General features: G+C 60.5%; 20 protein-coding genes. 11 read left to right on the forward strand and 9 right to left on the reverse strand.

Annotated features, from left to right (window positions below; genetic code table 11):
- Positions 1 to 35: 35 nt before the first annotated feature.
- From BMW74_RS09295 to BMW74_RS09310, 5 genes are all read left to right on the forward strand, one after another.
- On the forward strand, positions 36 to 392 hold the full coding sequence (locus BMW74_RS09295; protein ID WP_093417200.1) for a 4a-hydroxytetrahydrobiopterin dehydratase: 357 nt from the start codon (positions 36 to 38) through the stop codon (positions 390 to 392).
- Positions 392 to 1,585, forward strand: a complete 1,194-nt coding sequence (locus BMW74_RS09300) for an amino acid aminotransferase (protein ID WP_093417205.1) — start codon at positions 392 to 394, stop codon at positions 1,583 to 1,585. The genes BMW74_RS09295 and BMW74_RS09300 overlap by 1 nt, the downstream gene beginning before the upstream one ends.
- Positions 1,586 to 2,057: 472 nt before the next feature.
- Complete coding sequence (locus BMW74_RS25200; RefSeq protein ID WP_175479180.1) at positions 2,058 to 2,195, forward strand: hypothetical protein; 138 nt, start codon at positions 2,058 to 2,060, stop codon at positions 2,193 to 2,195.
- 67 nt (positions 2,196 to 2,262) lie between these two features.
- Positions 2,263 to 2,445 (forward strand): hypothetical protein, encoded by a 183-nt coding sequence (locus BMW74_RS09305; RefSeq protein ID WP_093417414.1) that lies wholly within the window; start codon positions 2,263 to 2,265, stop codon positions 2,443 to 2,445.
- Positions 2,446 to 2,536: 91 nt separating this feature from the next.
- Positions 2,537 to 3,727 (forward strand): MFS transporter, encoded by a 1,191-nt coding sequence (locus BMW74_RS09310; RefSeq protein WP_093417212.1) that lies wholly within the window; start codon positions 2,537 to 2,539, stop codon positions 3,725 to 3,727.
- Here BMW74_RS09310 and arfB read toward each other — a convergent pair.
- The 9 genes from arfB to BMW74_RS09360 all read right to left on the reverse strand — a co-directional run bounded on the left by arfB (position 3,724) and on the right by BMW74_RS09360 (position 13,296).
- Positions 3,724 to 4,137, reverse strand: a complete 414-nt coding sequence (gene arfB / locus BMW74_RS09315) for an alternative ribosome rescue aminoacyl-tRNA hydrolase ArfB (RefSeq protein WP_093417217.1) — start codon at positions 4,135 to 4,137, stop codon at positions 3,724 to 3,726. The two genes, BMW74_RS09310 and arfB, sit on opposite strands and share 4 nt — an antisense overlap.
- Positions 4,138 to 4,792: 655 nt before the next feature.
- On the reverse strand, positions 4,793 to 5,491 hold the full coding sequence (locus tag BMW74_RS09325) for a DUF4225 domain-containing protein (protein WP_175479181.1): 699 nt from the start codon (positions 5,489 to 5,491) through the stop codon (positions 4,793 to 4,795).
- Positions 5,478 to 5,978, reverse strand: a complete 501-nt coding sequence (locus BMW74_RS09330; RefSeq protein WP_093417231.1) for an Hcp family type VI secretion system effector — start codon at positions 5,976 to 5,978, stop codon at positions 5,478 to 5,480. Before BMW74_RS09330 ends, BMW74_RS09325 begins: the two co-directional genes overlap by 14 nt.
- 142 nt (positions 5,979 to 6,120) lie before the next feature.
- On the reverse strand, positions 6,121 to 7,542 hold the full coding sequence (locus BMW74_RS09335; RefSeq protein ID WP_093417236.1) for an amino acid permease: 1,422 nt from the start codon (positions 7,540 to 7,542) through the stop codon (positions 6,121 to 6,123).
- A 902-nt stretch (positions 7,543 to 8,444) separates the two neighbouring features.
- Positions 8,445 to 9,701, reverse strand: coding sequence for a 23S rRNA pseudouridine(2605) synthase RluB (rluB, locus tag BMW74_RS09340; RefSeq protein WP_093417240.1), 1,257 nt, complete (start codon positions 9,699 to 9,701; stop codon positions 8,445 to 8,447).
- Positions 9,702 to 9,980: 279 nt separating this feature from the next.
- Entirely contained in the window at positions 9,981 to 10,955 is a 975-nt protein-coding gene (gene scpB, locus BMW74_RS09345) for an SMC-Scp complex subunit ScpB (RefSeq protein WP_093417245.1), read from the reverse strand.
- Between the two features lie 12 nt (positions 10,956 to 10,967).
- Entirely contained in the window at positions 10,968 to 11,666 is a 699-nt protein-coding gene (locus BMW74_RS09350) for a segregation and condensation protein A (RefSeq protein ID WP_175479185.1), read from the reverse strand.
- 123 nt (positions 11,667 to 11,789) lie between these two features.
- Positions 11,790 to 12,419 carry an L-threonylcarbamoyladenylate synthase gene (locus BMW74_RS09355; RefSeq protein ID WP_093417420.1) on the reverse strand — a complete coding sequence of 210 codons (630 nt, stop codon included), beginning with the start codon at positions 12,417 to 12,419 and terminating at the stop codon, positions 11,790 to 11,792.
- A gap of 13 nt (positions 12,420 to 12,432) precedes the next feature.
- Entirely contained in the window at positions 12,433 to 13,296 is an 864-nt protein-coding gene (locus BMW74_RS09360; protein WP_093417252.1) for a PHP domain-containing protein, read from the reverse strand.
- 86 nt (positions 13,297 to 13,382) lie between these two features.
- On the opposite strand from BMW74_RS09360, the gene BMW74_RS09365 reads away from it, so the two are divergent.
- The 6 genes from BMW74_RS09365 to BMW74_RS09390 all read left to right on the forward strand — a co-directional run bounded on the left by BMW74_RS09365 (position 13,383) and on the right by BMW74_RS09390 (position 17,462).
- Positions 13,383 to 13,979, forward strand: coding sequence for a septation protein A (locus tag BMW74_RS09365; RefSeq protein WP_093417257.1), 597 nt, complete (start codon positions 13,383 to 13,385; stop codon positions 13,977 to 13,979).
- A 1-nt stretch (position 13,980) separates the two neighbouring features.
- Entirely contained in the window at positions 13,981 to 14,280 is a 300-nt protein-coding gene (locus tag BMW74_RS09370; RefSeq protein ID WP_093417262.1) for a YciI family protein, read from the forward strand.
- A gap of 106 nt (positions 14,281 to 14,386) precedes the next feature.
- Entirely contained in the window at positions 14,387 to 14,797 is a 411-nt protein-coding gene (locus BMW74_RS09375; RefSeq protein WP_093417267.1) for an SH3 domain-containing protein, read from the forward strand.
- A 7-nt stretch (positions 14,798 to 14,804) separates the two neighbouring features.
- Positions 14,805 to 15,482: a response regulator transcription factor gene (locus BMW74_RS09380; protein WP_093417272.1), complete on the forward strand. Its 678-nt coding sequence runs from the start codon at positions 14,805 to 14,807 to the stop codon at positions 15,480 to 15,482.
- A gap of 125 nt (positions 15,483 to 15,607) precedes the next feature.
- A complete protein-coding gene (locus BMW74_RS09385) occupies positions 15,608 to 16,051 on the forward strand; it encodes a Spy/CpxP family protein refolding chaperone (protein ID WP_093417277.1) in 444 nt (147 codons plus the stop codon).
- 67 nt (positions 16,052 to 16,118) lie between these two features.
- A complete protein-coding gene (locus BMW74_RS09390) occupies positions 16,119 to 17,462 on the forward strand; it encodes a sensor histidine kinase (RefSeq protein WP_093417282.1) in 1,344 nt (447 codons plus the stop codon).
- The last annotated feature ends 226 nt before the right edge of the window (positions 17,463 to 17,688 follow it).

The raw sequence follows: 17,688 nt of genomic DNA on the forward strand, positions 1-17,688 counted from the left end.
TAACGTCTAACAAGAATCGATATCAGGAAACCACCATGACCGCCTTGAACCAAGCCCATTGCGAAGCCTGCCGCGCCGATGCCCCACAGGTCAGCGACGAAGAACTGCCGGTACTGATCGCGCAGATCCCTGACTGGAACATCGAAGTACGCGACGGCGTGATGCAGCTGGAAAAAGTCTTCCTGTTCAAAAACTTCAAGTTTGCCCTGGCCTTCACCAACGCCATGGGTGAAATCGCCGAAGCCGAAGGCCATCACCCAGGCCTGCTCACCGAGTGGGGCAAAGTCACCGTGACCTGGTGGAGCCACTCGATCAAGGGCCTGCACCGCAACGACTTCATCATGGCCGCACGCACCGACGAAGTGGCCAAGGACGCCGAGGGCCGCAAGTAATGCATTTCGACGCGATCGGCCGAGTACCCGGCGACCCGATCCTCGGGCTGATGGAGGCTTACGCCCAAGATTCCAACCCGTGCAAGTTCGACTTGGGCGTGGGCGTCTACAAGGACGCCCAGGGCCTGACATCGATCCCGCCGTCGGTGAAACAGGCCGAGCTGCGCCTGGTGGATCGCCAGACCACCAAGACCTACATCGGCGGCCACGGTGATCCGGCCTTCGGCAAGGTCATCAATGAGCTGGTGCTGGGCGCGGGTTCCGCGCTGATCGCCCAGCAACGCGCCGGCACCACCCAAACCCCGGGCGGCACCGGCGCATTGCGCCTGAGCGCAGACTTCATCGCCCAATGCCTGCCAGGCCGTGGCATCTGGCTGAGCAATCCAACCTGGCCGATCCACGAAACCATCTACGCCACCGCCGGCCTCAAGGTCAGCCACTATCCGTATGTGGGCAGCGACAACCGCCTCGACGTCGAGGCGATGCTGGCGACCCTGAACCTGATCCCCAAGGGCGATGTGGTGCTCTTGCACGCGTGCTGCCATAACCCGACCGGCTTTGACCTGTCCCATGACGATTGGCGACGAGTGCTGGAGGTGGTGCGCAGCCGCGAACTGCTGCCGCTGATCGACTTCGCTTACCAGGGTTTTGGCGACGGCCTGGAACAAGATGCCTGGGCCGTGCGCCTGTTCGCCGACGCGCTGCCCGAACTGCTGATCACCAGCTCCTGCTCGAAGAACTTCGGCCTGTACCGCGACCGCACCGGGGCGCTGATCGTGTGCGCCAAGGATGCCGAGAAATTGACGGACATCCGCAGCCAACTGGCCAACATCGCACGCAACCTGTGGTCCACGCCACCGGATCACGGCGCGGCAGTGGTCGCGACCATCCTTGGCGACCCGGCGTTGAAACAACAGTGGGCCGACGAAGTGGAAGCCATGCGCCTGCGCATCGCCCAGTTGCGCTCTGGCCTGGTAGAGGCCCTGGAGCCCCATGGCTTGCGTGAGCGTTTTGCCCACATTGGTGTGCAGCGCGGGATGTTCTCCTACACCGGCTTGAGCCCGGCGCAGGTAAAAGCACTGCGCGACCACCACAGCGTGTACATGGTCAGCTCCGGACGGGCCAACGTCGCCGGGATCGACGCCACGCGCCTGGACTTGCTGGCCGAGGCCATCGCGGCAGTCTGCAAGTAATCCCCCGGTGGGAGCGAGACCGGCTTGCCGGCGAAGGCGGTCTCGCTCCCACACAGATTGGCCCGGACACCGGACTTGTGTTCACCATCGATCAGCGTAGGAGCGAGGCTTGCCCGCGAAGGCGGTGGGTCAGGCAGCATCGATGTTGAATGGACCTGCCTCTTCGCGAGCAAGCCCGCTCCCACCCCGATCTGCGGTGAGCGCAGATTCTGTGTCCAGTCCAGATCCCTTGTGGGAGCGGGCTTGCCCGCGAAAGCGGTCTGTCAGTTGACCTGGATGTTGGCTGACCCACCGCCTTCGCGGGCAAGCCCTCACAAGGGATTGAGTGCACCGGTTATCTGTCCCCTGCGGCCTTCTGTCGCAGAAAACCGAGATAAAAGTCTATTTGTCATCTCCCCTGCTGTATCCTGCCCAAGCTTTTTAAAAGCACGGATCTACCCGATCCATCAACAGACTTAGCGAGGAGCGCTCTATGCACGAGATTCCTAATCTCCCCTTCCCAAGCCTGCACGAAATTGAGCAGACGACCACACAACAAGCCGGTGCCCAACAGCCCGAGCCGAAAGAAGCCGCCGGCAGCCGCAAGGCCGACAGCGAAGACAACGCGTAACAACAGACCGTGTGGAAAGCGCTCATTTATGCGCTTTCCACACCGCCTGAAACTCAAGAGCCGCTCCATGACCGACACGTTCGACGAAACCCAAGCCAGCGCCTTGATCGAGGCTGCCGAAAAGATGATCGACGTCTGGGCGCGCCTGACACCCGAAAAACAAGCCTTGTTGCTGGCCCGCTTCGGCAGCCAGGAAAACGCCCTCGCTGCACTGGTCACCACCCGCCTGGTCACCCCCACCACGCCTTGATCGCCGCCTAGCTGCATTTTCCCCTCCAGCCTGCCTCAACCATCGGTATCATAAGCAGCCTATCTACCCCGCTGCCCCGTGGACTCTCCCCATGCCAGATCCCCAGCGCCCCATGGCGGTCACGCTGCAAGTCGTCTCCATCGTCATCTTTACCTTTATCGGCTATCTGAACATTGGCATTCCGCTGGCCGTGTTGCCTGGCTATGTGCACAGCGACCTGGGATTTGGCGCCGTGATCGCCGGCCTGGTGATCAGCGTGCAATACCTGGCCACCCTGCTCAGCCGCCCCTACGCCGGACGGATCATCGATAACAAGGGCAGCAAACTCGCGGTGATGTATGGCTTGGCCGGGTGTGGCCTGAGCGGTGTGTTCATGCTGTTGTCGGCATGGACCCAACACCTGCCGGCCTTGAGCCTAGCCTGCCTGCTGATCGGCCGACTGGTGCTTGGCAGCGCGGAAAGCCTGGTGGGGTCGGGTTCGATTGGCTGGGGCATCGGCCGAGTCGGCGCGGCGAACACCGCCAAGGTGATCTCCTGGAACGGCATCGCCAGTTATGGCGCGCTGGCCGTCGGCGCCCCTTTGGGGGTGCTGTTGGTGCATCACGTTGGACTGTGGGCCATGGGCGTGAGCATCGTGCTGCTGGCAATCATCGGCCTGCTGCTGGCCTGGCCCAAGACCGCCGCCCCCATCGTCGTCGGCGAGCGCCTGCCATTCATGCACGTACTGGGGCGAGTGTTTCCCCACGGTTGCGGGCTGGCGCTGGGCTCCATCGGCTTTGGCACCATCGCCACCTTTATCACCCTGTATTACGCCACCCGTAACTGGGACAACGCGGTGTTGTGCCTGAGCCTGTTCGGCGCCAGCTTCATTGGTGCGCGCCTGCTGTTCGGCAATCTGATCAACCGCCTCGGCGGCTTTCGCGTGGCCATTGCCTGCCTGTCGGTGGAAACCCTTGGCCTACTGCTGTTGTGGCTGGCGCCGGATGCGCATTGGGCGCTGGCCGGTGCCGCATTGAGCGGGTTTGGCTTCTCGCTGGTGTTCCCGGCGCTGGGCGTGGAGGCGGTGAACCTGGTGCCGGCCTCCAGCCGTGGCGCGGCCGTCGGGGCCTACTCGTTGTTTATCGACTTGTCGCTGGGGATCACCGGGCCATTGGCCGGCGCCATTGCTGCTGGCTTTGGCTTCGCCTCGATCTTCCTGTTCGCCGCCATCGCAGCGTGCAGCGGCCTGGTACTCAGCGTCTGCCTGTATCGACGAGCGCCGAAGTACCACCGCGAAGCCTAGAAATCGATCTTGCCACGCCCCGCCTTGATCGATCCGCGCTTGGTCTTGGACTCCAGCCGACGCTTTTTCGAACCCAACGTCGGCTTGGTTGGCCGGCGTTTCTTCTCGACCTTGGTCGCCGCGAGGATCAACTCGACCAGGCGCTCCAGCGCGTCGGCGCGGTTCTGCTCCTGGGTGCGATATTGCTGGGCCTTGATGATGATCACCCCATCGCTGGTGATCCGGCTGTCGCGCAGCGCCAGCAAGCGCTCCTTGTAGAACTCGGGCAAGGATGAGGCCGGAATGTCAAAGCGCAGGTGCACGGCACTGGACACCTTATTGACGTTCTGCCCACCGGCACCTTGCGCGCGAATGGCGGTCAACTCGATCTCGGCATCCGGCAGATGCACGTTGTTGGAAATCACCAGCATGGAAAACGGTCCGCAGTCAGGGTGTGCAGGATACCGCGAGGCTGGACACAAGCGTCGGTTAAATTTGTTTACAAACCCTGTTCTTGAGCGGAGTGAAGATGTGTTGATTTGTTTTGAATGGTCGTACTAATCTCGGGTTTATATCGATAGGACATGATAACCAATGAATCTCGAGAACATCCGGTATCACATCATGGTCACACTCCTAGTCTTAGGTAGCTGTGGACTACCTTCAGGGTTCATTGTATTTTGCATAACCAAGGTAATCCACATAGATGAAGAGCACCTAGACACTGCATACCTAGCCGCATATGTAATACTTGTTTTTTTTGGACTGCGCTTTTACATACCAAGAATGCGCGGGCTCATTTAACCTTCCTAGCAGTCGTATGACGCCACATACACCAATCACATCAAACTAGCAAATAATGAACCTTGAAAATATACGATACTACACATCAATAGTCCTACTGGTTTTTGCTTGCTCCGTACTGCCTTCCGGCCTCGTCGCACGCGGAATCGTTATAGTTTTTAGTATAGAAGACAAATTTTGGCCTATTTTTTTTGCAATATACACACTGATGGTAATTTGGGGCTTGCGATTTTACCCCTCAAGAATGCGCGGAATTATTTGAAACGCCACCAAAAATCAAAGTCACTCGCTTTGTTTCTCACCGGCTGAGAACATCGCACCAATCGTATTAAAATCAACCACCGCCTCGAAAAACAAGGCTAACTTTCCCGATTGACGATAAGCCACTTCATAATTGATCGGATCACGCCTGAACAACTCCATGGCGCCAGGCTTTTTTACGAGCCTAAAGACTCCATATACCGAAAGCCCCAAATCCACAGAGTAATACTGCAAATCCCCAGCATAGTTATCATTGAATATTAAACGATAAATTCGCCTAACAGGCCCAACCGCACTCGATGCATCCGGCCCATGATGAATATTCGCCGCACCTTCATACATATTATTAACCCCATGCCCAACCATCAGGCCGCCCGGGACAATGCCCAACCCTCGCGAGCCTCCAATGATCGAGGCCCCGGTCTGAACCTGCATCGCTCCGGCCGCAACCCCAATACCATTTTGAACATAAAAACGCGCCTTGGACGACAAGTCTTCATACTCGGCTCTTATTTCCTGTATCGCTTGCCACGCACTAACGATGCCCTCATCAACCGCCTGTATGACTCCATTGACATAAGAAGAAACCAACGAACCAAATCGAAGCCGCGCAAAGCCATCCGGAATATGCGCCATGCCAATACTGCATCCAACGGCAACCAGTTCAGTCGCCGCCCTGGTGACATCATGAATATCACATGTCTCTTCATTCACTCTCATTCCCCCACGTGCTGTAAGCGCTGGTGGAACCCGGAATGTGCGACCAGGCAATATCCCTGTAACGTATGGAAACCAACTCCTGAGGCTCCGCGTCATTCATATGAACGGCGTGGGGAACTTGCACGCTGATATGGGCGATACGTGCACCGGTCAGATGAATTGAGTAGTAGCGCTCCAGGCCACCGGCAGCAGAGGTTCGGTAAAGATTGATCTTGCACTCAATTTCTTCACCTTCGTGCAGCGCACTGGCCAATAACGGCGATGACTTATCGATGCCTTTGGTAATCATGATCGGCATATGTTTACCGCGCCCACCCGCCACACTGCCGTCATTACCCGTCAGCATGTCGTGCGAATAGGCCTGCACCAGGATTTCATCTTGATGAGCGATCTGACACTTATTGCCAATGGAATCAGGACCGGAGCAGCCAGCGGAAATCAGCCCTTGGTGTTTCCCGATAATACTCATGTAGCTATGACTGGCCATACGTACGACTCCTCTAGATTAGGAGCGGCAGGCTAAGTCAAAACCAGCTTTTTTGGTTGTAGTCCATTTCTGTGTTTATTGTACGAACTATCAAAACAAACAACCCGGCACAGGGCCGGGTTGTGGTTGAAGCCTGATACCGTTACTTCACCGCAGGGGCTGCGACACTCAATGCAAGCCGCGCACTGCGCTTGTTCTTGATGATGTAGCACACCCACATGAACACCACCCACACTGGAATCGCGTACACCGAGACCTGGATCCCCGGGATCATCAGCATGATGCACAGGATAAAGGCCACGAACGCCAGGCAGATGTAGTTGCCATACGGGTACCACAGCGCCTTGAACAGCGGCGTTTGCCGGGTGTTGTTCATGTGCTGGCGGAACTTAAAGTGTGAGTAGCTGATCATCGCCCAGTTGATCACCAGCGTGGCAACCACCAGCGACATCAGCAGCTCCAGCGCGTGTTGCGGGATCAAGTAGTTGAGCAGCACGGCCACCAGGGTCACCGCCGCCGATGCCAGAATCGACCGCACCGGCACGCCGCGCTTGTCGATCTTCGCCAGGCCCTTGGGCGCATCGCCCTGTTCGGCCATGCCCAGCAACATGCGGCTGTTGCAGTACGTACCGCTGTTGTACACCGACAGCGCAGCCGTCAGCACCACGAAGTTAAGGATGTGCGCGGCGGTGTTGCTGCCCAGCATCGAGAACACCTGGACGAACGGGCTACCGCTGTAGGAATCGCCCGACGCGTTGAGGGTGGCCAGCAGGCTGTCCCATGGCGTCAGCGACAGCAGGATCACCAGCGCGCCGATGTAGAAGATCAGGATCCGGTAGATCACCTGATTGATCGCCTTGGGGATCACGGTTTTCGGCTGGTCGGCCTCCGCGGCGGTGAAGCCGAGCATTTCCAGGCCGCCGAAGCTGAACATGATGATCGCCATGGCCATCACCAACCCGCTGACCCCATTGGGGAAGAACCCGCCGTGCTCCCACAGGTTACTCACCGACGCCTGTGGGCCGCCGGTGCCGCTGACCAGCAGGTAGCTGCCCAGGGCGATCATGCCGACGATGGCGACCACCTTGATGATCGCGAACCAGAACTCGGCCTCGCCAAAGACTTTGACGTTGGCCAGGTTGATCACATTGATCATCAGGAAGAATACGGCGGCCGAGGCCCAGGTCGGGATCTCCGGCCACCAGTAGTGCACGTACTTGCCGACGGCAGTCAGCTCCGACATGCCGACCAGGATGTAGAGGATCCAGCAGTTCCAGCCCGACAGGAAGCCGGCGAATCCGCCCCAGTATTTGTGGGCAAAGTGACTGAACGAGCCAGCTACCGGCTCCTCGACAATCATTTCACCCAGTTGGCGCATGATCATGAAGGCGATGAAGCCACAGATGGCATAGCCGAGGATCATCGATGGGCCGGCCGACTTCAAGACACCGGCAGAGCCGAGGAACAGCCCGGTCCCAATCGCCCCACCCAGGGCGATCAGTTGAATATGGCGATTTTTCAGGCCGCGTTTAAGCTCGCCTGAATGCGAGTTTGGTCCACTCATGAAAAGGGTCTCACGCAAGGTTTGATGATGTTCGTTAAGACGTTGCCACTCGATACGGGACTAAGCAGCACGGATCAAACCCCAGCGCAGGCACCAGGAGTTCAGCGTATTTACAACGGTCATACGTCACCTGTTTATTTTTATCTGTGACGAAATCGAACCCGACACGCTCGTGACGCGGCGGAGTGAACAAGACGGATGGCCTTGATATTTATGCGATTACGCAGGAGGTCACAGCTAAAACGCGGCGCATTGTACACCCGTAACCCCCGACTGCCAGACCTCGCAGGGATCAGCGCGTCGGCTGCTGGGATGACACCGTGTACAGACAGGCGAAACAAGCGGGCCAGACGGCGGGCTCACGGGCTGAAAAGCGGCGAGTGGAAGCTTTTCCTTACGGCCACGCCCTCTGGAGCGATTTCACGGGGCGAATCCGTGGCCATCGTCAGATTTTCGTTACGCAGCGTAAAGCCTGCTATCCACCCGTCAGCTTGGTGACGCAGCGTCTGGCGCCTTCGCGGGCAGGCCCCACCCACCCTGCTCCACGACACATCCGGGGAGCAGCTCAATTCCTTGTAGGAGCGAGGCTTGCCCGCGAAGGCGGTAAGCCTGACGACATCGATGTTGAATGGGCTGGCCGGTTCGCGGGCAAGCCTCGCTCCTACGGGCTCAACCCAGATTCCTGCTCGCGATGGCGGTGACGAGCGGCATGGCTAAGACAGTTGCTCCCACAAGAATCGGCGTCGTACACCGACATTGCGTCCACTCAAGCCCCTGTGGGAGCGAGCCTGCTCGCGAGGACGGACTGACAGACACCCAGTCATTTTGACTGGCCAAAAAAAACGCCACCCCAAAGGGTGGCGTTTTTACGAGCGGCTCAAGGCGCGAGGCCTAGCAGCGCTTCACTCCGGCTTGCGACGACCGAAGCCTGGGCGCTGGCCGGAACCGGCCGGTGCGCCGCGACGCTTGCCCGAAGGAGCGTCACGGTCGACCAGGACAATGCCTGGGCGCTTTTTCGGCGCGGGCTTGGCCGGGCGCTTGGTGTCGGCCGGACGGTCGGCCACTGGCGTACCACGACCGGCTGGAGCACCGCGCTCACCGCGACCACCTGCTGGTGCACCGCGGCCTTCGCCACGCTCCGTGCGACCGTTGGCCGGACGTGGTGCGCGCTCGCCATCCTGACGTGGCGCCGGCTTGCGGCCTGGGCGCTCGCCTTCGATGTGCGGCTCACGCGCTGGACGCGGGGCGCCAGCCGTAGCACCCAGTGCTGGACGCACGGTGCGTACACGCTCGGTCTTGCCCATTGGGCGCGACGACTTGCGCTGCATCCGATCGAGCTTGTCTTTGCTCTTGGCAGTCATCTGCGGCATGGCCACCGGTGTCAGGCCCACTTCAGCACTCAGGATGTCGACTTCGTACTGGCTCATTTCGCGCCAGCGGCCCATCGGCAGGTCGGAGTTGAGGAACACCGGACCGAAACGCACGCGCTTCAGGCGGCTGACCACCAGGCCCTGGGATTCCCACAGGCGACGTACTTCACGGTTACGGCCTTCCATCACCACGCAGTGATACCAGTGGTTGAAGCCTTCGCCGCCGGGTGCCTGCTTGATGTCGGTGAACTTGGCCGGGCCGTCTTCAAGGACGACGCCCGCCTTCAGGCGCTCGATCATTTCGTCATCGACTTCGCCACGCACACGTACCGCGTATTCACGGTCCATTTCGTAGGAAGGGTGCATCAGGCGATTGGCCAACTCACCGTCGGTGGTGAACATCAGCAAGCCGGTGGTGTTGATGTCCAGGCGACCGATGTTGATCCAACGACCTTCCTTGGGCTTGGGCATCTTGTCGAACACGGTTGGACGGCCTTCCGGGTCGACACGGGTGCAGATCTCACCGTCGGGCTTGTTGTACATGATCACGCGGCGCACCGACTCGGCGGCTTCTTCACGCTTGATCACGCGGCCATCGATGGTGATGGCGTCGTGCATGTCGACACGCTGGCCAAGGGTGGCGTCTTTGCCATTGACCTTGATCCGGCCATGACTGATCCAGGCTTCCACGTCACGGCGCGAGCCGACGCCGATACGGGCGAGGACCTTCTGCAGCTTTTCGCCTGCTGGGCCGATTTCCTGGTCGTCTTTCTGGTCGTTGATACTCATCTGGGCACCTCCCGGTGTGGTCTGTTCAGGGCTTGGCCTGAAGCTGTGAAATCTGTGCATTTGACGAAGGGATCGCCAAAGGGTCGCGAATCATACGCGCATGACGCCGCTCGCGCACCAAAGACTAGCTGATAAACGGTCGGCGCTTGGTTTTTCCGCTGATCGGTGGCGCCTGACCTTCAAACAACGCGAACGACGTGGGAGCGAGCCTGCTCGCGAAGAGGTGTATCAGCCAACCTCAACGCCTTCGCGAGCAGGCTCGCTCCCACCGCGCGGGGGTCAGTCGTCGAACTGGCGGCGCTCGGCTTCGATAGCGTCGGCCAACGCCTGGGCTTCGGCCTCTTCGTCACTCAGTTCGGGTTCTGTCGCAGGTTTTTCAAGGGCGGCAACGGCAGCACGTAATTGCTCACGGGCTTGAGCGACCCCGAGCACATCATCCTCAAGGGGTTCCTCGACCTCCTGCGGCTCAGCATCCACCTCGGCCAGCGTTACCGGCGACAACGGCTCTGGCAACGAAGATTCACCCGTGTCCACCCCGCCATCACGCAACAAGTCGTCGAAATCCGTCTTGATCCCCTCCTCCATCGAGTCCAGCTCCAGCAACAACGTGTGGAAGCTGGTCTCGTCCCTGGGCTCTTCAGGCTCGGCGCTGGCGTCGGCCAGATCTTGCAGGCCTTGCGGGACCGGGGCGTCGTCGAACTCGAGCATCGGCTCGGGCTCCAGCTCACGCAATTCGGCCAGCGGCGGCAGATCGTCGAGGTTCTTCAGGTTGAAGTGATCGAGAAAGGCCTTGGTGGTGGCGAACATCGCCGGCTTGCCGGGCACGTCGCGGTAGCCGACGACGCGGATCCACTCACGTTCCAACAACGTCTTGACGATGTTGCTGTTGACCGCCACGCCGCGCACGTCCTCGATCTCGCCACGGGTGATGGGTTGGCGATAGGCGATCAACGCCATGGTTTCCAGCATCGCTCGGGAGTAGCGCTGCGGGCGTTCTTCCCACAAGCGACCGACCCAAGGCGAGAACTTCTCGCGAATTTGCAGGCGGTAGCCGGAAGCCACTTCCCTCAACTCAAAAGCCCGGCCGTCGCAGGACTTGGCCAGGATCGCCAGGGCCTTCTTGAACACCGGCGGCTCCGGGCGCTCGCCCTCTTCAAACAGTTCGAACAGACGTTCCATCGACTGCGGCTTTCCCGAGGCCAACAGAAAGGCTTCAAGCAGTGGCGCCAGCTCGCGGGGTTCACTCAGGTTCATGGGTTTTGCTCGTTATTCGGCTCGCGCCCGCACATGGATCGCCGCGAACGGCTCGTTCTGTACCAACTCGACCAGGGATTCCTTGACCAGTTCGAGGATCGCCATAAAGGTCACGACCACACCCAGGCGTCCTTCTTCAGCGGTAAACAACTCGACAAACGGCACGAAACCACCGCCCTTGAGCCGCTCCAGCACATCGCTCATGCGCTCGCGGGTCGACAAGGCCTCGCGGCTGACCTGATGGCTTTCAAACATGTCGCCACGCCGTAGCACTTCGGCCATGGACAACAGCAACTCGCTCAGGCGCACGTCCGGCAGCAACTTGCGCGCCTGCGCCTCAGGCGCATCCAGCTTGGGCACCACCACATCGCGACCGACCCGACTCAGGCCATCGATGCCTTCGGCAGCGGCCTTGAAGCGTTCGTACTCCTGCAGTCGACGGATCAGCTCGGCCCGGGGATCGTCTTCCTCGGCCTCGATCTCGGCGGAACGCGGCAGCAGCATGCGCGACTTGATCTCGGCCAGCATCGCGGCCATCACCAGGTACTCGGCGGCCAACTCCAGGCGCACCGACTGCATCAACTCGACATAGCCCATGTACTGGCGGGTAATTTCCGCCACCGGGATGTCGAGGATGTTGATGTTCTGCTTGCGGATCAGGTACAGCAGCAGGTCGAGCGGCCCCTCGAAGGCGTCGAGGAAAACCTCCAGGGCGTCCGGGGGAATGTACAGGTCCAGCGGCATTTCCATGACCGCCTGGCCATAGACCATGGCGAACGGCAGTTCTTGCTGGGCACCGGCCTGGCTATCGATCACGGCTTCCACGGCTGACATTCAGGCTTCGGCCATGAACGGCGCAGGGTCGCCGCAACCGACGCGAATCACTTCAGGCTCGCCATCGGCCAGGTTGATCACGGTGGACGCCTTGATGCCGCCAAAGCCGCCGTCGATGATCAGGTCGACCTGATGCTCGAGCAACTGGCGCATTTCGTAGGGATCGTTCAGCGGGTCGGTGTCACCGGGCATGATCAGGGTCACGCTCATCAGTGGCTCGCCCAACTCTGCCAGCAGCGCCAGGGCAATCGGGTGGCTCGGCACCCGCAGGCCGATGGTGCGCTTTTTCGGGTGCAGCAACAGGCGCGGCACTTCGCGGGTGGCATTGAGAATGAAGGTGTAAGGCCCCGGCAAATGCGCCTTGAGGATACGAAACGTACCGGTGTCGATCTTGGCGAACAGCCCAAGTTGAGAGAGATCGCTGCAAATCAACGCAAAGTTATGCTTGTCATCCAGTTGGCGCAGGCGTCGCACCCGCTCCACCGCGTTCTTGTCGCCGATCTGACAGCCAATGGCGTAGGACGAGTCCGTGGGATAGATCACCACCCCGCCCGCGCGGATGATCTCGACCGCCTGTTTGATCAGGCGCACTTGTGGGTTTTCCGGATGAATCTGGAAAAATTGACTCACATTCTCTACCTGTTCAGACGGCGGCAATAATTGGGTCATGTTTGAATCGACACCAAAGCGGTGGCAGATCCTCCGGGACGGGGCGGTATTCGCCGATCTCGGACCAGCCCCCCGGGCCATGAAAATCACTGCCGGCACTGACCAGCAGACCAAACTCACGGGCAAGTATGGCCAGGCTGCCGACTTGCTCAGCCGGCTGATGGCCGTTGACCACTTCGATCGCGTGGCCCCCCGCTTGAATATAGTCGGCAATCAGGCGGCGGCGCTTGCTGCGGGTAAAATCGTAGTGCCAGGGATGCGCCAGGCTGACCCAGGCACCGGCGGCGCGCAGGGTGGCGACGGTCTCTTCCAGGGTTGGCCAGTGCTGCTTGACGTCCCCCAGCTTGCCGGCGCCCAGCCATTTGCGGAACGCTTCGGCGCGGTCCTTGACGTAGCCGGCGCGCACCAGATAGTCGGCGAAGTGCGGTCGGGCCGGCGCGTTGCCGCTGTCGCCCAGCTCCTGCTGAATGCTGCGCGCGCCCTCCAGCGCCCCGGGCATACCCTTGAGTTCGAGCTTGCGGCTGATTTCCTCGGAACGCAGCCAGCGGCCATCGTGCAACTTGGCAATCGCCTCGACCAATGCCGGGGCATTGGTATCGAAACCGTAGCCCAGCACGTGGATGGTTGCCCCGCCCCACGTGCAGGACAGTTCGACCCCGTTGACCAGTTGCATGCCCAGCGCATGGGCCGCGCTGCGCGCCTCGTCGAGGCCTTCGAGGGTGTCGTGGTCGGTCAACGCCAGGACTCGCACGCCTTTCTCGAACGCACGCGCAACCAGTACCGCAGGCGCCAGGGCGCCATCGGAGGCCGTGCTATGGCAGTGCAAATCAACATTCACAGGAGATGTAACCTCAAATCAGCTGGCGCTATCGCGACCCAATATGTTTGGTATTATGCCGCCACATCCTGCTTCTGGCTGCCACTGTGAAACAATTCATCGACTTCATCCCGCTTCTGCTGTTTTTCATCGTCTTTAAAATCGATCCACGGGTCGTCGACATCGCCGGTCATCAACTGACGGTCGGCGGTATCTACAGTGCCACCGCGATGCTGATCATCAGTTCCCTGGTGGTCTACGGCACGTTGTTCATCACTCAGCGCAAACTGGAAAAAAGCCAATGGCTGACCTTGGTTGCCTGCCTGGTGTTCGGTGGCCTGACGCTGGCCTTCCACAGCGAAACCTTCCTTAAATGGAAAGCGCCCGTGGTCAACTGGCTGTTCGCCCTGGCCTTTATTGGCAGCCACTTCGTCGGCAAGCAATTGCTGATCAAGCGCATCATGGGCCACGCGCTGACCCTGCCGGATGGGGTCTGGACTCGCCTGAACATCGCCTGGATCGCCTTTTTCCTGTTCTGCGGCGCCGCCAACCTGTTCGTCGCCTTCACCTTCCAGAGCATCTGGGTCGACTTCAAAGTGTTTGGCAGCCTGGGCATGACCCTGCTGTTCCTGGTCGGCCAGGGTTTCTACCTGTCCCGCCACCTGCACGACGCTGACACCACCACGCCAAAAACCGAGGACTGACATGCTTTACGCAATCATCGCCACTGACGTCGCCAACTCCCTGGATGCCCGCCTGGCTGCACGCCCGGCACACCTTGAGCGCCTGCAACAACTCAAGGCAGAAGGTCGTGTCGTCCTGGCAGGCCCGCACCCGGCAGTGGACAGCAATGACCCGGGTGCCGCGGGTTTCACCGGCAGCCTGATCGTCGCCGAGTTCGAATCCCTGGTCGCCGCCCAGGCCTGGGCCGATGCCGATCCGTACAAGGCAGCGGGCGTTTACGCCAACGTCCTGGTCAAACCGTTCAAGCAAGTCCTGCCATAACAGTGCCTGCGTGGTGAACCTTGTGTTCATCACGCACTCCATTGCTCATTATTCTCGTCTGACGGCCGACAACCTGCCCAACACTCGTTTGGAATCAGGAGTTCCGATGCGCCAAGGTCCGTTGTGTCTGCTGTTGGTTACTTTATCGATCGGGGCCGCTGCCCATGCCGAAGAGGACTCGGACGCGGGCTATTCAACGCCTCTGTCGTTGAGTGCCGGTAGCCAGATCACGCAATTGCAACAGCGCTTGAAAGAAAGCGAGCTGCAACGAGAAGAGCTGAACAAACACCTGCAAAATGCCGACAGCGAACGCGAAAGCGCCCAACTGAGCAGGCTGCGCCAAGAGAACCAGCGCCTCAAGCTGCAACTCAAGGAGGCCCAGGCCAGCACCGAGCCGCGCTTGCTGACTGACCAGCAACAATGGTTCGTCACCGGCGGTGCGGTCGCGCTATTGGCGTTGCTGTGCGGTATCTTTGCCAGTGGTGGGCACAGAAGACGTCGACAATGGCTAAATTGAGTGAGTCATGAGCGAGCTGTTACTAATTGATGATGACCAGGAGCTGTGTGAGCTCCTCGGCAGTTGGCTGGGCCAGGAAGGCTTTGTGGTCCGCGCCTGCCACGACGGCGTGAGCGCCCGCCACGCCCTGGCCGAAGCAGCACCGGCGGCGGTGGTGCTGGACGTCATGCTCCCTGACGGCAGTGGCCTGGAGTTACTCAAGCAACTGCGCAACGATCACCCCGACTTGCCGGTGATCATGCTGTCGGCCCGCGGCGAACCACTGGACCGTATCCTCGGCCTGGAACTGGGGGCCGACGACTACCTGGCCAAGCCCTGCGACCCACGGGAACTGACCGCCCGCCTGCGCGCCGTATTGCGCCGCAGCCACCCGGCGGCCGTGTCCAGCCAGATGGAACTGGGCGACCTGTGCTTCAGCCCGGTGCGTGGCGTGGTCAACATCAACGAACAAGCGTTCACCCTCACCGTCTCCGAAAGCCGCCTGCTCGAAGCGTTGCTCAAGCAGCCCGGCGAGCCGTTGGACAAGCAGGAACTGGCGCAGATCGCCCTCGGCCGCAAGTTGACCCTGTACGATCGCAGCCTCGACATGCATGTCAGCAACCTGCGCAAAAAGATCGGCCCCCACGCGGACGGTCGCCCACGGATCGTTGCCCTGCGCAGTCGCGGTTACTACTACAGCCTGTAGGGTTTGTCAGGTCAGTGCGAAAACGTCTTTACTCAAGCTTTACCCTTCGCTGACCGCCGCTGACCTTAATCTCCGTAATCTGGGCACATCCGGAACCCACCGGGAACGAGACAAGGAGACACACCATGCGCAAGACCCTTATCGCTTTGATGTTCGCTGCAGCCCTGCCTACCGTTGCCATGGCCATGCCGGGCGACCAGGGCCCGATGGGCGGCCCACAAGGCGGCCACGGCTACAGCCAGCACATGCACGGTGGCAAAGGCGCCTATAAGGAATTGAACCTGAGCCGCGAACAACGCGAACAGATTCGTAAAATCATGGGCGAGCAGATGCAGGGTCGTCATCAACTGGTCGACAAGTACCTGGAGAAACTGTCGCCCGCCGACCAGAAGGCGTTGAAAGACGAAATCGCCGCCAGCCGCGACAAAGCCAAGGCCGAGGTTCGTGCGCTGCTCACCCCGGATCAACAACAGAAGTTCGACGCGATCCAGAAGAAGCAGGCCGAACGCAAGGCCGAATGGGCCCAGTTCAAAGCGTGGAAAGCCCAACAGCCGCAAAAAACGCAATAACGCTCTAGCGTTATGCCCCAGCCCAATGGTTAACCGCCATTGGGCTTTCTTTGTTTGAGGACTTCCCGTGCGTTCATTGTTCTGGCGCATCCTGGCCAGTTTCTGGCTGGCCATCGCCCTGGTCGCAGGTCTGTCGATTTTGCTCGGCCACACGTTAAACCAGGACGCCTGGATTCTCAGCCGCCACCCGGGGCTCAACACCCTGGCGCAGGACTGGACGCAGCGCTATGAAGAGCAAGGCGAAGATGCCGCCCAGCAACTGCTCAAGGAGCGCAAGCGCAGCTATCACATCGACGTGCAGGTGTTGAACGAGAGCGGCGACCCGGTGGTTCGCGGCACGTTCCCGCGCCGCGCGGCCGCCTTTGAAGCCCAACAGCATGACCACGACGACCGGCGCTTGCCCTGGCGGCGCCTGACCGCCGAGTACACCAGCCCGAAAACGGGTGAGACCTACCTGCTGATCTATCGCATCCCCCACCCGGAACTCGATGCCTGGCACCGCTCCAGCCTGGTGTGGCCCCTGAGCGCGCTGGCCATCGCCCTCGTGGTGCTGACCCTGTTCAGCTTGTTGGTGACGCTGTCCATCACCCGCCCATTGAGCCGTTTGCGCGGTGCCGTGCACGACCTGGGCCAGGCCACCTACCAACAGAACAGCCTGGCGCGACTGGCCAACCGCCGCGACGAATTCGGCGTGCTGGCCACTGATTTCAACCGGATGGGTGCGCGCCTGCAAAGCTTGATCGGCAGTCAGCGCCAACTCCTGCGTGACGTGTCCCACGAACTGCGCTCACCGCTCGCCCGGTTGCGCATTGCCCTGGCTCTGGCCGAACGGGCGAACCCGCAGGAGCGGGAAAAACTCTGGCCACGCCTGACCCGCGAATGCGACCGGCTGGAAGCGCTGATCAGTGAAATCCTGGTCCTGGCCCGCGTCGACGCCGACAACGCCAATGCGGAAGAGATCGACCTCAACCCGCTGCTCAACACCCTGCAAAAGGACGCGCAACTCGCGTCCCCCGAACAAAGCATACGGATCGAAGCGCAGCCGCACCTGCAGCTCAAGGGCTGGCCGACGATGATCGAGCGCGCCCTGGACAACCTGTTGCGCAATGCCCTGCGGTTCAACCCGGTGGGCCAGCCGATTGAGGTCCTGGCGCTGCGCCAGGGGGATCACATCATCTTGAGCGTACGCGACCACGGTCCGGGCGTGGAGCCCGAGCACTTGCGTCAGTTGGGCGAGCCCTTCTACCGGGCACCCGGCCAGACCGCCCCCGGTCACGGGCTGGGGCTGGCCATCGCCCGGCGCGCCGCGGAACGCCATGGTGGCAGCCTGATCCTGGGCAACCACCCGGAGGGCGGATTCATTGCCAGCCTGGAGTTGCCGTTGGAGCCGGGGGCCGTGGTACAACCCTGAAGCACTGCTGTAGGAGCGTAATGCGCGTCTCGATATCGAACGTGGCGAGCAAGCTCGCTCGCCACGGACTGTTTGAATGTCGAGATGAGCTTAAGTGAACAGTATTGTTCTGTAGGAGCGAGGCTTGCCCGAATGCCAGTCAGTTAAGGCGCCAAACCTGTGGGAGCGAGCCTGCTCGCGAAGACGGCAACACAGCCAACATCTCCGTTGACTGACCTACTGCTAT

The sequence above is a fragment of the Pseudomonas sp. ok272 genome, from assembly GCF_900109995.1.
Taxonomy (GTDB): domain Bacteria; phylum Pseudomonadota; class Gammaproteobacteria; order Pseudomonadales; family Pseudomonadaceae; genus Aquipseudomonas.